Annotated in this window: 15 protein-coding genes; 4 read left to right on the top strand and 11 right to left on the bottom strand. The window is 40.0% G+C overall.

Annotated features, from left to right (window positions below; translation table 11 throughout):
• Window positions 1–8 precede the first annotated feature (8 nt).
• A complete protein-coding gene (locus tag AJGP001_RS01760) occupies window positions 9–308 on the top strand; it encodes a DUF3219 family protein (RefSeq protein ID WP_071153430.1) in 300 nt (99 codons plus the stop codon).
• A gap of 500 nt (window positions 309–808) precedes the next feature.
• On the opposite strand, the gene AJGP001_RS01755 is transcribed toward AJGP001_RS01760, so the two are convergent.
• The 8 genes from AJGP001_RS01755 to glgB form a co-directional block, all read right to left on the bottom strand.
• Window positions 809–1,069: a DUF3006 domain-containing protein gene (locus AJGP001_RS01755; protein WP_071153428.1), complete on the bottom strand. Its 261-nt coding sequence runs from the start codon at window positions 1,067–1,069 to the stop codon at window positions 809–811.
• Window positions 1,070–1,073: 4 nt separating this feature from the next.
• The gene (locus AJGP001_RS01750; protein ID WP_071153427.1) at window positions 1,074–2,204 is read right to left on the bottom strand and encodes an MBL fold metallo-hydrolase; all 1,131 of its coding nucleotides are present in this window, start codon (window positions 2,202–2,204) and stop codon (window positions 1,074–1,076) included.
• A 92-nt stretch (window positions 2,205–2,296) separates the two neighbouring features.
• Window positions 2,297–3,106: an SDR family oxidoreductase gene (locus tag AJGP001_RS01745; RefSeq protein ID WP_071153426.1), complete on the bottom strand. Its 810-nt coding sequence runs from the start codon at window positions 3,104–3,106 to the stop codon at window positions 2,297–2,299.
• Between the two features lie 19 nt (window positions 3,107–3,125).
• Complete coding sequence (locus AJGP001_RS01740; RefSeq protein ID WP_071153539.1) at window positions 3,126–5,513, bottom strand: glycogen/starch/alpha-glucan phosphorylase; 2,388 nt, start codon at window positions 5,511–5,513, stop codon at window positions 3,126–3,128.
• Window positions 5,514–5,528: 15 nt separating this feature from the next.
• A complete protein-coding gene (gene glgA, locus AJGP001_RS01735) occupies window positions 5,529–6,956 on the bottom strand; it encodes a glycogen synthase GlgA (protein WP_071153425.1) in 1,428 nt (475 codons plus the stop codon).
• Complete coding sequence (locus AJGP001_RS01730) at window positions 6,956–7,975, bottom strand: GlgC family sugar phosphate nucleotidyltransferase (RefSeq protein WP_071153424.1); 1,020 nt, start codon at window positions 7,973–7,975, stop codon at window positions 6,956–6,958. Before AJGP001_RS01730 ends, glgA begins: the two co-directional genes overlap by 1 nt.
• On the bottom strand, window positions 7,972–9,120 hold the full coding sequence (locus AJGP001_RS01725; protein ID WP_071153423.1) for a glucose-1-phosphate adenylyltransferase: 1,149 nt from the start codon (window positions 9,118–9,120) through the stop codon (window positions 7,972–7,974). The genes AJGP001_RS01730 and AJGP001_RS01725 overlap by 4 nt, the downstream gene beginning before the upstream one ends.
• Window positions 9,110–10,978 carry a 1,4-alpha-glucan branching protein GlgB gene (gene glgB / locus AJGP001_RS01720; RefSeq protein WP_071153422.1) on the bottom strand — a complete coding sequence of 623 codons (1,869 nt, stop codon included), beginning with the start codon at window positions 10,976–10,978 and terminating at the stop codon, window positions 9,110–9,112. The genes AJGP001_RS01725 and glgB overlap by 11 nt, the downstream gene beginning before the upstream one ends.
• A 231-nt stretch (window positions 10,979–11,209) precedes the next feature.
• Between glgB and AJGP001_RS01715 the strand changes: the two genes are divergently transcribed.
• A complete protein-coding gene (locus tag AJGP001_RS01715; RefSeq protein WP_058386980.1) occupies window positions 11,210–11,788 on the top strand; it encodes an SCO family protein in 579 nt (192 codons plus the stop codon).
• Window positions 11,789–11,791: 3 nt separating this feature from the next.
• Window positions 11,792–12,121 (top strand): hypothetical protein, encoded by a 330-nt coding sequence (locus tag AJGP001_RS01710; RefSeq protein ID WP_071153421.1) that lies wholly within the window; start codon window positions 11,792–11,794, stop codon window positions 12,119–12,121.
• 35 nt (window positions 12,122–12,156) lie between these two features.
• Here the strand turns inward: AJGP001_RS01710 and AJGP001_RS01705 are convergent, their stop codons facing one another.
• Entirely contained in the window at window positions 12,157–13,197 is a 1,041-nt protein-coding gene (locus tag AJGP001_RS01705; RefSeq protein WP_071153420.1) for a lactonase family protein, read from the bottom strand.
• A 152-nt stretch (window positions 13,198–13,349) separates the two neighbouring features.
• Between AJGP001_RS01705 and AJGP001_RS01700 the strand changes: the two genes are divergently transcribed.
• Complete coding sequence (locus tag AJGP001_RS01700) at window positions 13,350–13,910, top strand: shikimate kinase (RefSeq protein ID WP_078080081.1); 561 nt, start codon at window positions 13,350–13,352, stop codon at window positions 13,908–13,910.
• A gap of 105 nt (window positions 13,911–14,015) precedes the next feature.
• Here the strand turns inward: AJGP001_RS01700 and AJGP001_RS01695 are convergent, their stop codons facing one another.
• Both AJGP001_RS01695 and AJGP001_RS01690 read right to left on the bottom strand, forming a co-directional pair.
• Entirely contained in the window at window positions 14,016–15,335 is a 1,320-nt protein-coding gene (locus tag AJGP001_RS01695) for an acetamidase/formamidase family protein (protein ID WP_078080080.1), read from the bottom strand.
• A gap of 134 nt (window positions 15,336–15,469) precedes the next feature.
• Complete coding sequence (locus AJGP001_RS01690; RefSeq protein ID WP_078080079.1) at window positions 15,470–16,882, bottom strand: hypothetical protein; 1,413 nt, start codon at window positions 16,880–16,882, stop codon at window positions 15,470–15,472.
• Window positions 16,883–17,142 lie beyond the last annotated feature (260 nt).

Genomic DNA, 17,142 nt, shown 5'->3' with positions numbered 1-17,142 from the left:
AGCGAGTAATGAAAACGATTATTTGGATCAACGATACTAAACTAGAAGCTCTTCATTTCAAAGCAGAATTAATGGAGAATTCGAATGTTCACTCAAACAAACGAAAAATTTCTTTTGACTTCAAGGTAACAAGTGAAGACTATCATGACATTGTAGTATTGTTATATCAACTGAATTTCCGAATCCGTATTCCAGCTCAAGAATGGGATTTCAATGCATCGATTATCGATTACTTAACATCAATTACCGATTTGTATAAACCCAATCAAGTAGCCGATTACCATTTAGAACTGCTGGAACAAGATTAGATAGCTTAAGTAGAAAACCGTTATAACTTATATACAAGTACAAAGAGGAGCTTGTCCGATAAGCCTCTAACATAAAACAGACGGAGAAAAAGCGTTTCTTTTTCTCCGTCTGTTTTTTTGAATTGCCGCCGAAAATGCAGATAGTAGCTGATGGATACCAGCTACTTCCAAAAAATTGTGAGCCCGTGCGACAATCCTAAAATCGGTGTGTACTTTTTCGAGTTCCTGAAAGTATAATTTTAGGAAGGACCGATTGCGCTTGACACGACCAAGCACATTTTTTCCATCAATTTTGCGTCTTCTTACAGAAATGAGTGGTTTTCGTCTCTTTTTCTAGAGTCAAAATGGCTGATGGTAATGAAGGACGACGAAAGGCAAAGATATGCTTCTGTAAGATTCGCTAGCTTCGTCGCAATGGACATCAGCTTGTTCTTTAGCAGACAAAAGGGGCTGCACCGAAAAAGCCATTGTTTACGACCTTTTAAGACATCCCCTTCTTTTTACTTTCTTTTGAAACGGCTTCCTTTTTTTCTCATTCTCAATCGATCCATCAGCTCTTTTGTTTGTTGGTTTTTGATAAGAGAGGTTTCTTCATCCAGAATGATAGAAAGTTGTCTGTTTTCTGCATCAATCGTGAACCAAGAATTAATATGGCTTCCTGCGGGCAAATAATCGAAAGGCAAGATCAATTCAAGTTTTTCTGCTTCTACTAAGATGACCGCATATCTACCGTCTTCAATACGGTCCAAAATTCCTTTCATCGCATTACCCTCCTATGCAAGCCAGGCCCTGTTCTTGAATAACCTCCAGCGTCCCTTGCCCAATTCCTTTAATATCAATTAATTCTTCCACGCTTTCAAACGGTCGTTGCTCGATAATTGCCTTTGCGTAAGCATCGCCAATTCCCGATATCTCCTGCAATTCCGCTGAAGAAGCAATATTCAAATCGATACACCGATTTTCTCCTTCAGTGGGAACGCCTTTCTTCTGCGTTTTCACACGATAGGATTTACCGTCTGTTTCTACCACAATCGTGCCGTTGACATCTGTCCCGTAGACTTCTACTCCTGCATTTTCTACAGCTGCAATTACTTCTGCATGCGGATGTCCATAAGAGTTATCGGCTCCTGCACTATAAATTGCAACGTCAGGATTAACTGCCTTCAAAAAAACCTCACTGGTTGATGTATTGGAACCGTGGTGTCCTAAACGTAAAATTTCCGCATTTAACTCGATACCACTGTCAATCATTTGTTGTTCTTCTGTAATGCCCGCATCTCCTGTAAAAACAAAATCGACATCCCCATAGGTGATTTTTAATGAAATGGATTCCTCGTTTGCTGCACCGGTAAGTTCTTTTGGATGTAGCACTTCAATTTGCAAAGAGCCCACATCAAAAATGTCACCTGTTTTCGGCTCATCATACGCTGTATCACTTGCTTCAATAGCTTGCAGTGCATTTGTAAATGTATTAGAGCTACTCGTATTACCGGACATCCACACTTCTCCAACCTCAAATTCTCCGATTACTTGTGCCAGTTGACCAATATGATCAGCATCCGGATGAGTACCAACCACAATATCAATTTCTTTGATGCCTTGCTGCTTCAAGTAATCTACTACTTGGGTTGATTTCCAATGGCCCGCGTCAATCAACAGCAAAAACCCATCAAATTCTACTAGTGTGGCATCGCCTTGGCCAACATCTATATAATGTACACTCAAGGTTTCTGCAACATCTTCGTTTAGGACAGGCTGTTCTACTTTATCTTTATCGTTCTCTTGCTGCTCCTCATTACTCACTGCTTCGTCTTTTGGTTGCTCAGCTGCTTTGTTGCAAGCTGACAGCAACAGTAACATTAAAATTACTAGGAAGGACACTACTGTTTTTTTCAAAAACTCACTCCTGTTCTCCACTAAATTTTAGCATATGAAAACAGAAATGAAAAAGCAGGACAAGAAACGTCTCTTGCCCTGCTTTCTACTATTTACGTAGACATATAGTCGCCACCATTCATATGCAAAAATTGACCTGTCATATATGAATTTTGCGGATCTGCCAAAAAAACATAGGCCTTCACCAATTCGTACGGCTGCCCTGGACGTCCAGCTGGAACATCTTCACCAAAATCATCAGCGACATTTGGATTTAAATCACCGAAGGTTTTTGTAATTAGCGGCGTCCAGATGGGTCCTGGTGCGATGCCATTCACTGCAATTTCTTCGCGCACTAAACGTCTTGCCAGTGACCGCGTCATGGCAACCATCGCGCCATTTGCTCCCGCATAATCAATCAAATCCGAATGTCCCCGGTAAGCATTGATGGATGCGGTATTGATAATTCGTGAACCTCTTTTTAAATGCGGAAGCGCCGCTCTCGTCAAATAAAACATAGCAAAGGCTTTAATTTCAAAAGTTTTAAGTAATTGTTCATCTGTAATATCAAGTGGTGAAGTTTGAGGATATTGGTAACCTGCGTTATTGACCACTATATCCACTTGGCCAAATTCCGCTAAAGTAAACTGGACCAACTCATCACAATTCGCTGATTTCCCTAAATCACCGCTTAACGCTTTCACTTTGCCTCCATAACTTTCAATTAATGTGATGGTTTTTTGAGCACCTTCATCGTCTCCTAGATAACCGATAACCACCTTAGCGCCTTCTTTGGCGTAAGCGATTGCTACTGCTTGACCGATACCACTACTGCCACCTGTAACAATTGCAACTTTTCCAACGAGTGCTCCACTTGCCTTATAGTCTTTTAAATCAGTGTTATCAAAATGATGATCTGTCATATTTCCACCCTTTCACCGACTAATATACGCTGGGGATTTTTGTTAAATGCCAAACATCATTCGAATATTGCTGAATGGTACGGTCGCTTGAGAAAATACCGGAAGCAGCGATATTTTTGACGCACATTTCAGCCCATTTTACTGGATTCGCATAAGCTGCCAAAATTCGTTCATGTGCATTTGAGTAGCTGTGAATGTCTTTCAAAACAAAATAAGGGTCCCTATCTTCTAACAGCTGCCCCACAATAAAATCAACATTCTCTTTTCCTTCTGTCCATTCTCCATCAACCAACTGCTTCATCATTTTTTTAATTTCAGGATCTGAATTGATTATTTCTTTCGGATCATAGGATTGTTCTTTTTCATACTGCATAACCTCTTCAGCACGCATCCCGAAGACAAACGCATTTTCTTGACCAGCTTGCTCGAATATTTCGACGTTCGCACCGTCCAAGGTACCAATCGTCAATGCCCCATTCATCATCAACTTCATATTGCCCGTACCGGAAGCTTCTTTAGAAGCGGTAGATATTTGCTCGCTCACATCAGCTGCTGGAATTAAGTATTCAGCTTGCGTGACATTGTAATTTTCGACAAAGACAATGTGCAGGTGTTTTCTTAGCAGTGGATCATTATTCACTTTCACTGCTACCGTATTAATCATTTTAATCACTTGTTTGGCAAAATGATAACTCGGCGCCGCCTTTCCTCCAAAAAAGAAAGTTCGTGGATGTGGCCGGTACGTTGAATCTTGTTTAATTCGATCGCAAAGCATTTGAATATGCATGATGTTCATTAGCTGTCGCTTATAGCCATGAACACGTTTAATGTGGATATCAAAAATAGAAGCTGGATCTACAATTATATTTTCATTTCGTTGAAGATGATAAAGTAATTGTTCTTTTTTCAAAGTTTTAATCGCTTGAAAATCTTGAAGAAAGGAGTGATTTTGAGCAAAATAATGCAATTCGTTTAAACGTTCAGGCTCTTCAATCCACCGAGGTCCAATTGTTTCAGTAATTAGTCCAGATAACTCTTGGTTGGCTTTAACGAGCCACCTTCGATGTGCGATGCCATTGGTTTTATTGTGAAACTTGTTCGGAAACTGTTCGTTCAGTTCTTTCATTTCTCGTTTTTTCAAAATTTCTGTGTGCAGTTTGGCCACACCATTTACTTTATAGCTTCCTACTACTGCTAATACGGCCATTTTAATCACACCATTTTCAATAATTGACAGCTTTCGAAATGTTTCTTCGTCTATAGTTTGTGTCTCTAGACTTTCTTTGAAACGCTTGTCGATTTCTTCGATGATCGTATAGACTCTTGGCAGTAAAGATTGAATCAGCCGACTGTCCCATTTTTCCATCGCTTCTTCCAAAATCGTATGATTTGTATAGGAAATAGTGCGCGTCGTAATATCCCAAGCTTGTTCCCAAGTGAGGTGATGATCATCAATCAATAAGCGCATCAATTCTGGAACGGCCAAAGCTGGATGTGTATCATTGATTTGAATGGCGACATTTTCTGGAAGTTTCTCCATAGAAAAGCTGCGATTATTCAAGATATCTTGGAGTGATGCACTACAGAGAAAGTATTGTTGCTTCAAACGGAGGATTTTGCCAGATTCTAGAGAATCATCAGGATAAAGTCGGTCGGTGATCTTGGCGGTTTCTTGTTCATAAACCAAGTAATCTTTATCTCCAGGAAACGGGAAATTTGAAACTTCTGCCTGCCACAACCGAAGTGTATTAACTGTCCCCCCATTTGCTCCGACAATTGGCATATCATAAGGCACTGCTTTGACCCATTCCGAATTTTCTACCTTCATCTTTAGTCCGTCTGTCCCCATGACTAATTGAACGTCTCCATAATAAGGAATGTCTATTGCAAGGTCTTCACGACGAGCATCTGCGTTGTGCTCTTCTTGTATCCATTCTGTAGGTTGTTCTGTCTGATAGCCATTGACGAAATGCTGAGTAAATAGCCCACCTTTATAGCGCAGCCCATAGCCATGTCCCGGTAATTGAAGAGAAGCCAGCGAATCCATAAAACAAGCTGCCAATCTTCCTAACCCGCCATTACCAAGACCCGGCTCTACTTCAAGTTCTTCTACTTCAGAAAGTTGAAAGCCCAGTTCATCAAGACCTTCTTTAACGATGTCGTAAGCATTTATATTCATAAGGTTTTGTCCTAAAACACGACCAATCAGAAATTCGATAGAGAAATAGTACAATTGTTTTTCATCATTTTCTTTATACAGCCCATTTGTTCGATCCCAACTCTCTTTGATCCACTCACAAGTCATTTCCCGCAGTATCTCATAAGCTAGCTCCGTCGTTTTTCTCATATCTTTAGATTCGATTCGTGTGATAAAGCTTTTTTTGAACTCTTCTTTAGAAGAAAACATCATTGGCACGCCCCTTTAGATTAGCTTTTCATAAAGTTTGGCGTATTCTGTCGCAGAACGCGACCATGAATAATTGCCTTCCATGCCATTTTTCTTGATTGTTTCCCAATGCTTAGGCTGCTGGTAAAAATCTAAACATCGTTGGAGGGCAAGATCAAAGGGCTTGTCCTGTGAAAAATCGCTCAAAAATCCATTACCGGTCTTTAAATTTTCATCGTATTCAATGACTGTGTCTTTCAATCCGCCTGTTTTATTGGCTACAGGGACTGTTCCGTATTGCATTGAGATCAATTGACTCAAACCACAAGGCTCGAAATGAGAAGGCATGAGGAAAATATCCGCTCCTGCGTATAGTAGATGTGCAAAGGCCTCATCAAAGCCAATATGAATGTAAACCTTATCTGGAAAATCAGCTGCTAACTTCTGGAAAAACTGCTCGTACTTTTCCTCTCCTGAACCCAATAAAGCAAACTGAACATCTTCTTTTTCCAACAAATTAGGCAATACTTCTTGCAAGACGTCAACTCCCTTTTGTCCTGCTAGCCTCGAAATCATTGTTAGTAACGGAACATCTCCACGTTCAGGAAGACCTGCCTTTGATTGGATTTCACGCTTATTGACTTGCTTTCCTTCCATGCTCATTGCATCAAATTCCCGTACGATGGCAAGATCCGTCGCTGGATTATAGACTTCTGTATCAATGCCATTTAAAATACCGACTAAATCTTGTTGCTTTTCTTGTAGAAGACTATTTAGTTTCTCTCCATAAAAATCCGTCAAAATTTCGTCTCGATAAGTCGGACTCACAGTCGTTATTTTATCCACGTAGGAAATGCCTGTCTTTAAAGAGTTGAAGCCACCGCGCCATTCTACAATTCCCTCGTCATAGTAACGCTCATCCATTTCAAAATTCTCCAGAAATTTTTCTTTTGAAAATTTACCTTGAAATTGCAGGTTGTGGATGGTCAAAACGGTCTTAATTGCTTGAATCGAAGCATATCGCTGATCCTCCTTTAGGAGGAACGGGATCATAGCCGTATGCCAGTCGTGCACATGAATTACATCGGCTTGTTGCTCTTGAAGTTGGACAATTTCTAGCACGGATCGGTTAAAAAAAGCGTATCGTTCAGAGTCATCTTTTTGTCCGTAAATTTGTTCTCTTTTAAAATAATCATCATTTTCTACAAACAAGTAGGTTACTCCGGCTTGTTTGTATTCAAAAAGTCTAAAAGGAAGTTGCCGTCCTTTAAAATTCACTTCGATAGATTCTTTCAAGATAAATTTCAATGCGTACTGTTCTGAGATCAAGCTATATTTTGGTATAATGACCGTAATATCATGGCCTAATCTGCTAAGTTCTTTCGGTAAGGCTCCGATTACATCTGCTAATCCTCCAGCTTTTGCAAAAGGTGCACATTCTGCTGCTGCCATAATGACTTTCATCATAAATCCTCCTTCGTGACGATTGCTCCTTTACGTAAAACAATCGGCTGTTCTGCAGTTCCACGTAAAACGACTCCTTCACCGATATGAACTTCTTTGTCTGCAATTACATACGACAAATCACAATTTTCTTCAATTACACATTTCTGCATAATCACGCATTTTTCTAATTGTGTATTTTTCTTAATGCAAACTCCCCGACTAATGATACTATCCATCACACTCCCCATAATGGTGCCGCCATTGGCTACCAAAGCTCGCTTAACATGGGCCCCATGGATATAGCGCGTTGGAGGCTCATCTTTGACTTTTGTATAAATTGGACGATCTGGTAGGAATAACTGCTTCCTATTTTCTTCATCTAACAAAGCCAACGACGCTTGGAAATAACTTTGAATCGAATCAATAATTGCAAAATATCCGCTGTATTCATAGTCATTAAACGTATAAGGACTTTTCTTTAAATTGACGACATCTTCGACACTTACTACTTTTTTATCACGGTGCGTTTGAATCAGTTCAATTAACAACTCTTTAGACAGAATATAGGTTTTCAAAGAAACTCCGCTACTAACCGCTTCTGTAATATCAGCACCTGATTTGATATGCTGCTTCAGCATGTCTTTAAAGTCTAATTGAGTAACAACAAAGCTATTAATGACGACAACGTAAGGTTGAATACTTTTTGTAAAAAATTGCATATGCTCTTCTAATGCTGCAAATGGGCCCACGGTTGATAATCCACCATTTCGCTGCGTAACCGGCAGAAAAAACAAGCCGTTTTTTCTTCGGTCTAAGTCCCAACTTTTTCCTCCACCAATATGATCTAGCAGAGAAGAAAAAGGATTCGATGGGAATACGCCAACCGTATTGACTCCCGAATTGACGAGATTCGATAATGGAAAATCAATTAATCGGTAACGCCCCGCAAAGGGTACTGAAGAAACAGTTCGTTGCATCGTCAAATCTTGTAATCCTTCTTTATTAACAGAGGCGTCTACTACAGCAAGTAGGTTCATTTCCCCTCACGCTCCTTCCATTCATCCAATTGCTCTTGAATCAGAAGAACCACTTCATCCTGCTGATCATGGATTTCAAATCCTTCCGGCACCTCTAAATTCGGCGGTACAATTACCCGATGAAGCTTGGCACCTTTTTTTATCGTAGAGCCACTCATGATGACACTTTCAGAAACGGCAGCTCCTTCTTCAATCGTTACCTTCTGAAAAACAACCGACTTTGAAACGTCTCCAGAAATTACGCAGCCTTCGTTAACCATAGAGCTTTGAACATTACCTGTTTTATTAATCACCTGTGGTGGTAATTGTGGATTTGAAGAAAAAATACGCCAAGCAGAGTCATGAAGATTTAAGCCAGAGTTCAAATCAAGCAAGTCCATGTTGGCTTCCCATAGACTTTCAACCGTTCCGACGTCTTTCCAGTATCCTTTAAATGGATAAGCAATCATTTTTTCGCCTTTTTCTAACATAGCCGGTAGGATATCCATACCAAAATCATGAGAAGACTCTTTATTTAAATTGTCTATTTCTAAATATTCTTTTAGCTTTTTCCATTTAAATACATAGACACCCATAGAAGCTAAATTACTTTTTGGATTTTCTGGTTTTTCATCAAATTCTTTAATGATCATGCTGTCATCGACGTTAATAACACCAAACCTGCTTGCTTCTTCCCACGGAACTTCTAGCACCGAAATGGTGACATCCGCTTCATGTTCTTTGTGATAATCGATTAGTACTTCGTAATCCATTTTATAAATATGATCTCCTGATAGAATCAAAACATACTCAGGATCACATGATGTAAGGTAATTGATATTTTGATAAATGGCACTGGCTGTACCTGCATACCATTTAACCCCTTCTATTTCGGTATAAGGTGGTAGCATGGTGACTCCCCCGTGACGTCGATCTAAATCCCACGGAGTTCCCAGTCCGATATATTCATGAAGGACATGCGGCTGATATTGTGTCAGCACGCCAACGGTATTGATTCCTGAATTGGTGCAATTGGACAACGGGAAATCGATGATTCGATATTTTCCACCAAAAGGCAATGCGGGTTTTGCTATTGTATACGTTAATGACTTTAATCTGCTTCCTTGTCCGCCGGCTAACAACATTGCAACGACTTTATCGTTCATGTTGATTCCCTCCCATTCTCTTTAGTTTCCAGATAATCAATGTAAATGCTGGCAAATCGATCGAAATGGCATACATCAAGCCCTCACCTGCATGATTTGTCGCACCAACCGCTATTTCTGAAGGTTTGCTTTCTGACGTAAAAATTTTTTCATAAGTATTGTTTTCAGGAACCTCCAATTCAAAATCGGTATAATGTTGGTCTGAAAAATTACACACCACAATACACTCATCCCGTGGCAAATGGCCCCTACGAATAAAGGCAGCTACACTTTGTTGGTGGTTGTCCGCATCGATCCAAGTAAAACCGTCCGGATGATCATCTAATTCAAAAAAAGCTTTTTCAGTTTTATAAAAAGACAGTAATTCTTTTGTAAAATTAGCCATTTTTTTGTGGTCTTCAGTTTCCAAAGAACCCCAATCCAATTCTGATGTGAAATTCCATTCTTCAAAATGACCAAACTCTTGACCCATGAAAAGCAATTTTTTTCCTGGGTGAGCAATCCAAAAACTGAGGAGTAGTCTGAGTTGAGCAAAACGATCACTCAAGGTCCCTGGAAGTTTGTTCAGCAAAGAACCTTGGCCATTTACTACTTCATCGTGGGAAAGTGCAAGAAGATAACGCTCTTCATACTGATACACGAGAGAGAAGTTCATTTTTTTATGCACCTCAGAACGCTTTGATGGCTGAGTTTCCATATAATCCAGCGTGTCACGCATCCAGCCAAAATTCCATTTATAATGAAAGCCGACTCCTCCTTCTGCTGTATCGTGTGTCACTTTCGGATAGTTCCACGCGTCTTCTGCAATTAATAACACTTCTGGATGATGCTCTTTTAAACTATTTGTCAACTTCTTTAGAAAAGCGGCACCTTCTTCGTTAGGTATAGCCTCTTCACGGTTTGGTACAAATAGCAAACAAATTAGAGCGTCCATACGAAAACCATCAAACTTAAATTCGCTTAGCCAATAGTGACTGCTCGACAGTAAAAAACTAGCGACTTCTCCCTTTCGAATATCGAAATTCAACGTTCCCCAGTCTGGGTTGGCACGCCGGTCCTCCTGCTCGTACTCATATAAATAGCCACCATTAAAGTTTGCCAGTGCATGTTCATCGACGCAGAAATGACCCGGTACCCAATCTAAAATTAAGCCAACTTTTTTTTCTGCGCATTTAGCAATAAAATACTTCAAATCATCAGCAGTTCCGTATCGGCTCGTTGGCGCAAAATAACCAGTCGTCTGATAGCCCCAAGATTCATCTAACGGATGTTCTGTGATGGGCAGAATTTCTATATGCGTAAAACCCATCTCCAAAACATATGGAATCAACTCATCTGCCAATTCACGATAATTTAAAAACCCCCCTTGTGCATTACGTTTCCATGTCCCAATATGCAATTCGTAAATTGCTATCGGTTTTTCACCATGCTTATTGTTTAAAACTTTCTTTTGATGCAATACAGTTTTTGACCAAGTGTGTTTAGAAAAAGCTGCTACTATAGATTTGGTTTCTGGTCTCATTTCGCTCATTTGAGCGTACGGATCAGATTTCCTTACTACTTCTCCAGTTAGTGTTTCAAAGATATACTCATAAGCGTATCCAGTTAATCTCCGGGGAATTCTCACTTGCCAAATGGTTTCATCAAGAACGTGCTGTTCCATTTGAAAAAATTCTTCCACAAGACTTTCAGGATGTGTACAGGCTACCGCTACTTTAGTCACACCTGGAACCCATAGAGTAAATGTTGTTTCATTTGTAGCGGTATGCGCTCCAAAATAAAGATAAGCGTCTTTCATCAGACCTGTATGGAAAGCTTCCAACTTGTCTGGAGTAAGATGGCGTTGAAAATCATTCATTTTTGCACCTCCAATAGTTCAATGGTTCCATGTCTCTTTTTAATTCTACGTAAGACTCGTAAATACCTTGTGAAGATACAAAATTATTCAAAAATTTAGATAAATATAGGAATTCAGAAGGATATCTGTTCGAAATGTCTACACATTTCTTTTCCTTTATGCCCTTGTTTGACAGCATAATTTCCACTACGCTTAGGAGGATATCTGTTATTGAAAGAGAGGCTGACATTTTTGAGAAAATATAGAGGACTATTACTAGCAGTTTTCTTCAGCATTTTTCTGGCTGCCTGCAACCAAGGCGTTGAAGATCCACTTGAGTGGGAAATAGAAGATTTTACTTTTACTAATCACAACAACGAAGATTTCGGCTTAGCTGACTTAGAAGGTGACGTGTGGCTTGCTGATTTTGTTTTTACTAACTGCACAACCGTTTGCCTGCCAATGATGGCCAACATGACAGACTTACAAGAACAGTTAAAAGAAGAAGGATTAGCTGTTGAAACGGTTTCTTTCAGTGTAGACCCTTCGTTTGACAAGCCTGAAGTCTTGAAATCTTATGCAGAAAATTACGGAGCTGATTTAGCTAGTTGGAATCTGCTGACCGGTTATACCTCCCAAGAAATTGATGACTTTGCTATGGATAATTTCCGAACTTTAGCCAGAAAACCTGAAAATGATGATCAAGTTCTTCATGGCACCTCTTTTTACTTAGTCAATAAAGAAGGAATCATTATGAAGGCGTATGATGGTTTGAATCCACCGGTAGAGGATATTCTAGCGGATGCAAAAATTCTATTAACGGAGGAATAATAAATGCAGCAGAAAAAAATATGGATGAGCGTGTTGTTTCTCGCTGCCCTGCTATTGCTACTGCTTTTCTTTATCCCAAGAGAAAACGTGCCAGCGCCAGAAACTCGTGTGATCTTGGAACATTCGTTTAGAACATATATTGCACCTTCTTGCTTTGAACAGGCGGACGCCACCAACTTTTTAGAAGAAGAAACTCTGGAGAAGGCTCTTGAACTAAATTATCCTCCCCACTCTTCGTGTACAGAAAAAGCATTTGAAGGCAATCGAGACAGTGGTTTTATACGACTTTTGAAAGAACTGGACATTGTCGAAAAAGAATCAAAAGATTGGTAAGAAAAAAAGACGGAGACACTCTCCGTCTTTTTTTCTTATTTGATCACTTTTACACATACAGGCGCTGTCGTTTGGACAATATTCTCAACGATACAAGGCATGCCTGAACAACTCATTTTCAGCGTAGCAAGTGTGTGGGAGTTTTCATTCGCTACTACTAGCCACTCATTTCCTGGAATCAAAGCAAAATGTCTTGGTCCTTCTCCTCCGGACTCTGTCAATCCGAGCGTTTCTAACGTTCCATTTTCCTGGATAGCAAAAGAGGCAATACTATCGTAGCCCCGATTTGACGCATAGACAAAACAGCCATCGCTTGAAACTGCAATTTCTGCACTGGTGTTTTCTCCCTCATAGCTATCTGGCACTAAAGGCAATAGCTGTAAAAAATCCAGTTTGCCTTCTTGACTGACTTTGTAGACCATCAACGTGGAATTTATTTCGTTTACTGAATAGACAAAAGCTTTTGAGGGATGGAAACTTAAATGACGAGGTCCTGCTCCCGCTTCTGTTTGTGCAGCATATTTAAACGTTAAGGCACCGGTTCCGGCATCTAATTTATAAGTAGAGATTGTGTCGGTGCCCAAGTCCGATACCAAGAACAGATTTTTTCCTGGGATTTGAATAATTGAATGAGGATGAGCGGCGTCTTGCCGATTTTTGTTAGGCCCTCCTCCTTCATGCTTTACAGAAGCTGCCAAATCTCCAATTGCTCCGTCTGCATAAAGCGGATGGACATTAACTGTAGCTCCTGAATAAGTAACGGATAATAGCCATTGACCCGTTTCATCAATTGTCACGTGAGCTGGATGATCACCATTCGAAGATTGGCGATTGATTTCGACTATTTTTTTTGTAGTTGGATGGACCCAGTAACTAACTAGTTGGCCGTCCCCTACTTCACTCGTAGCGACAAAACTTGTACCCGTTGGATGAACAGCAATAAAAGAAGGGCGTTCAATCCCTCCTATACCCATCAGTTCCGTCAATTCGCCGGTCATGCCTTCAAGTTCCCAGAGCTTAATGCCCTGTTCTTTTTCTGATGCATACGAACCTGTCAGCAAATAGGTAGATGTCATGAAATTCCTCCTTGAAGCTAGATGTCATAAAACTCGAAATTGATTTTCTGATTCAAATTAGTTAATTGACAATTCTTATGAATTTTCTATACAGATAAGGTAAAGTAAGCTATGAACCCGACTAAGCTATTAAAAGAGAAAGAAGGTTGCTCATGAGAAATTTCGGTTTATCCATTCGCGAAAAAAGTATTGTCTGCATTGGATTTATGGGAGTGGGAAAAACCACTGTTGGCAAACTGTTAGCTCAAAAACTCTATCGTAGCTTTGTTGATATCGATGAGGAAATCGAGAAGTTTTATACGATGCCAATTCCGCAAATATTCGAAATCTATGGCGAACAGGCCTTCCGGGCTAAAGAGAAAGAGTTGATTGTAAAGTATAGCCAGCGCCCTCTCAATATCATTTCCGTTGGTGGCGGTGCCTTTTTGCAAAAGGAGATTCAGGATATTTGTATGGCCAATTGCATCGTTCTATTTCTCGATATTTCCTGGGAATCATGGAAAGAACGTATTCATATTCTCGCTGACAACCGTCCTTTGTTACAGGGACGTTCTCTTGAAGATATCGAAATGCTATTTCTAGAACGGCAACGTATTTACTCATTAAATCATTCTAAATTTCAAGTAGATCATTTTGAGGCAGAAGAAGCCGCTGATTACTTGGCAGATGCTTTGAAGTTATCATGGGAAATTAATGCGCCCCAACCGAAATAATACCAGAAGCCGCCATATAGACTTGGCGGTTTTTCATATGGCAAAAAGCGCCGCTTCGTCAGACCGTCTTATACCTGTCAGAGCTCTACAGGCACTTCCGCTTTTCTAGGAGTACTGTGCTTTTACTGTGTTTAACAACCCTGCTTTTTCTAAATAATGTTCGGGTGCGAGGAACGTGATTGTTACGACTCCTGGGTGTCGACCAATTTCAATTGACCCCGTTATGGTAGCTCGGTTCATGATTTCTGGAACTGTGACGTTAAACAGATCGGCTGCGCGTTGCAGTCCATTTTCTGTAGCATCATTCAAAGTTGGTCCTGTACCGACAAAAGAAACCGGCAGCGACTCTTCTAGCTTGTCGATATTCCATTTTTTTGCAAGCTGTTGAGCCGTCTGTCTTTCTTGTTCTGTAAAAGGTTTAGCCGTATAAGGTAGGTCTTCGACATTCGGCAAGAGAATAGGTCCCGCATTATTTAATCCTTTAACGACATGAACTTCAAGATGAACAATACCGGCAACGTCCGATGTATGTCCAGCAATTTCTCCGTCCCCTTGCATGGCATGCATATCCCCTAGATAAATCCCACCACCTGGTACTTTCACTGGACAAATCAATACGGCTCCAGCCCGAACACGGCTGATGTCCATATGACCATCTGTCCGATGAGTTTCCAATTCTTCCTGTGTACTTGCGTATTCGTGCGGAGCTCCGACAAGAAAAGAACCAAAATCTCCTGCGTTATGTGAGTCCGGTGTCGGACGAGAAGGCGTTGTTCCGAGTTGACCTAAAAACGGCCGCATGCGTGCAATGGTTCCAACTAAATCGTGCGGTGCAAAAGTGACAATTGGATTTTGTACAGAGTTCTCAGGCGTTTTCATGTAACCCCGGCCATTTTCCGCAATTGTTTCGGCTGCTTCTTTGGATAGCGTGATTCCTACATCGCCCTTTTCTCCAAAAAACATTGTATAGCCGTTAGTAAAAACAAATGGTGTCACATCCGCATCGCACTTAGCGCAGCGAATAGCTTCTTGTCCAACACCTCTAATGATCGTATCTGGATACATCGTTCCACAGCCTGGACATTTTACCGCGATAAAAGGGTCTCCAAGAAAACGACCTTCAACAGGACTGTCATTTCCTGAGGAAGTGGCATGGGATGTTACTTCGACTGATTTAATTTTAATAACGATGCCATCTCCCGGTTCTGCACCTTCGACATAGACGGGCAGCGTCACTTCATGCCCCCCTCGAATACAAGGCGTAATCATCGGCCCCCAACAACCTGGTGCTGTGTGGGCAATAATATGACCTCCATCTTTTAGAGGACCCAACATTTCTTTTCCGGGATCTAACACGCCATCAATATACCGGTTAACTAGTAAAGTCTCGACCGCTGTTTTTTTAGCAAGTATTTTTTTATTCATTTCTCTACCCCTCCAAGTTTTAATATTCAGTTATTTAAAATTATACGCCATGTTCCTCTGCCTTACAATTTTAGGTCTTCTGAATAAAAAATACACATAAAAGTCTCTACAGACTGCTATGTGTATTGAAAATTTCAGTATAGATAGATAGCTGTTTGGATAAACAATTGGACCATCACGTAAAAAGCAATTGCAAATTTCAAATTAAATTGCAAGCCATTGCGAATTCCACTTAAGCCATTTACGCTACTTAATATAATTATAGGCATAACAAAAGGTGACAAAATGATAGAAATGACACTTCCAGAAGTAACGGCTAATACAACCAATTCAGGTGGGTACGGAAATGGCACAGCCTCCAGAACCCCTGTCACCAAAACGATTACTGGCAACGGTCCCAATCCAATAAAACCTAGCAGGATCACAATGAATGGAATTAAGAACAATATATTTAACAGTGGAATGATTCCTGTTAAAAAATTCATCCCGTTAATAACATAGTCACCAACATTCGATTGATTTAGCGCATAAATCAATAATCCAGCAGCTACTAAAATGCTAAATTGCTGGGCTTGTTTCGCAATACCTACGGAAAAATAATACCGAGTTTCCACAACAAAGTTAGACAATCTCTTTTTAAATCCAAAATAAAGGAAAGTCCACACTAAAATGACCAGTGGTATGGTCAGTAAAAATTCCAATCCCGTCGTTTCGTGTACAAAGAAAATCGTTCCAAAAAGAGATACAAATAAAAAGACAAACTCCGCTACGTCTTTATTCCATTTTCCTTGATTGCGTGAATTTCGCATGGCTTTTTCAATTTCTTGTTTCAAAACAAAAGAAAAATCCATCCCGTATTTCTGTTCTTGATAATACGAAAAAATTACTGATAAGACGGTCCCGGCCAAAGCAAAAATAAAGCCGAGCACCATCGATTTCCAAAGAGTTGCTTCTAATGCTTCTACCGCAAAAATGAAACTTGGAATACTGATAACCCACATTGTAGAAAGTCCAAAGCCACGTAAAATAGCTGTTCCTTTGAAATTTTCCCATGTCTCTCCTTTATGATCTTTTAAAAAACGATCAATAAAGTGGTACATCATCGGTACGACACCAAATAACAGAAAATGCGAAATCACTTGAGTCATTGCCATTAATCCAAAATAGAACTTCTGGCTCTTATTTAAAAAGTTGTGAGCATAACTCATAATTTCTTCTATGTAAGGCTCTTCCTTCAAAACCCAGCTAATCATTGGCACGATCAGCAACAACCCAATCAAATTTCTCATTTGCTGCAATCCCAAAATTAAATCGCCTAAGAAAGAATCACTCGTGAAAAACAGTACAGCTAAAGCTGCAATCACTAGAAACAGTTGCAACTGAATTTTCTTGAGAGGTAATAAGAACGCAGCTGACAATAACATGAATACTCCTAAAACAGAAAGTATTAACGTTAACCAGGCACTTTCGTAAAAGTAAGTGATAAAATGCAGCAAGGCATATACTGAACTTGAAATCATAAAACTCACAGCTGCTTTTCGATTCATGATAAATCCTCCTCACTTTTAACAACCACTTTTTCCATTCTACACTTATTTTACAGCTTCACAGTCAAAACCTAGTGCATTGTTAAGCTTGCCTATTCCTTAATGCGCGTCCCTGCGTCAGACGGATGTATTCTCTACTCATCACGGGAGCATTGACATGCTAATTTTTTTTATCAACCAACTAAACAAAAGCGTGACTGTCTACAGCATCTATCTACGCTAAGATTTTTTGTTTTCAGTTAATATGTGATATGCTCTGA

The sequence above is a fragment of the Planococcus faecalis genome (assembly GCF_002009235.1).
Taxonomy (GTDB): Bacteria; Bacillota; Bacilli; order Bacillales_A; family Planococcaceae; genus Planococcus; species Planococcus kocurii.
Note: the sequence above shows the minus strand (reverse complement) of the source record. Positions and strands in the feature narration are given on the sequence as shown.

Excerpts from the sequence above, each read along its gene's own strand:
- AJGP001_RS01730 (WP_071153424.1), bottom strand. The coding sequence starts at position 7,975 with ATGAACCTACTTGCTGTAGTAGACGCCTCTGTTAATAAAGAAGGATTA.
- AJGP001_RS01700 (WP_078080081.1), top strand. The coding sequence starts at position 13,350 with ATGAGAAATTTCGGTTTATCCATTCGCGAAAAAAGTATTGTCTGCATT.
- AJGP001_RS01705 (WP_071153420.1), bottom strand. The coding sequence starts at position 13,197 with ATGACATCTACCTATTTGCTGACAGGTTCGTATGCATCAGAAAAAGAA.
- AJGP001_RS01690 (WP_078080079.1), bottom strand. The coding sequence starts at position 16,882 with ATGAATCGAAAAGCAGCTGTGAGTTTTATGATTTCAAGTTCAGTATAT.
- AJGP001_RS01740 (WP_071153539.1), bottom strand. The coding sequence starts at position 5,513 with ATGTTTTCTTCTAAAGAAGAGTTCAAAAAAAGCTTTATCACACGAATC.
- AJGP001_RS01695 (WP_078080080.1), bottom strand. The coding sequence starts at position 15,335 with ATGAATAAAAAAATACTTGCTAAAAAAACAGCGGTCGAGACTTTACTA.
- AJGP001_RS01755 (WP_071153428.1), bottom strand. The coding sequence starts at position 1,069 with ATGAAAGGAATTTTGGACCGTATTGAAGACGGTAGATATGCGGTCATC.
- AJGP001_RS01760 (WP_071153430.1), top strand. The coding sequence starts at position 9 with ATGAAAACGATTATTTGGATCAACGATACTAAACTAGAAGCTCTTCAT.
- glgA (WP_071153425.1), bottom strand. The coding sequence starts at position 6,956 with ATGAAAGTCATTATGGCAGCAGCAGAATGTGCACCTTTTGCAAAAGCT.
- AJGP001_RS01710 (WP_071153421.1), top strand. The coding sequence starts at position 11,792 with ATGCAGCAGAAAAAAATATGGATGAGCGTGTTGTTTCTCGCTGCCCTG.
- glgB (WP_071153422.1), bottom strand. The coding sequence starts at position 10,978 with ATGAATGATTTTCAACGCCATCTTACTCCAGACAAGTTGGAAGCTTTC.
- AJGP001_RS01725 (WP_071153423.1), bottom strand. The coding sequence starts at position 9,120 with ATGAACGATAAAGTCGTTGCAATGTTGTTAGCCGGCGGACAAGGAAGC.
- AJGP001_RS01745 (WP_071153426.1), bottom strand. The coding sequence starts at position 3,106 with ATGACAGATCATCATTTTGATAACACTGATTTAAAAGACTATAAGGCA.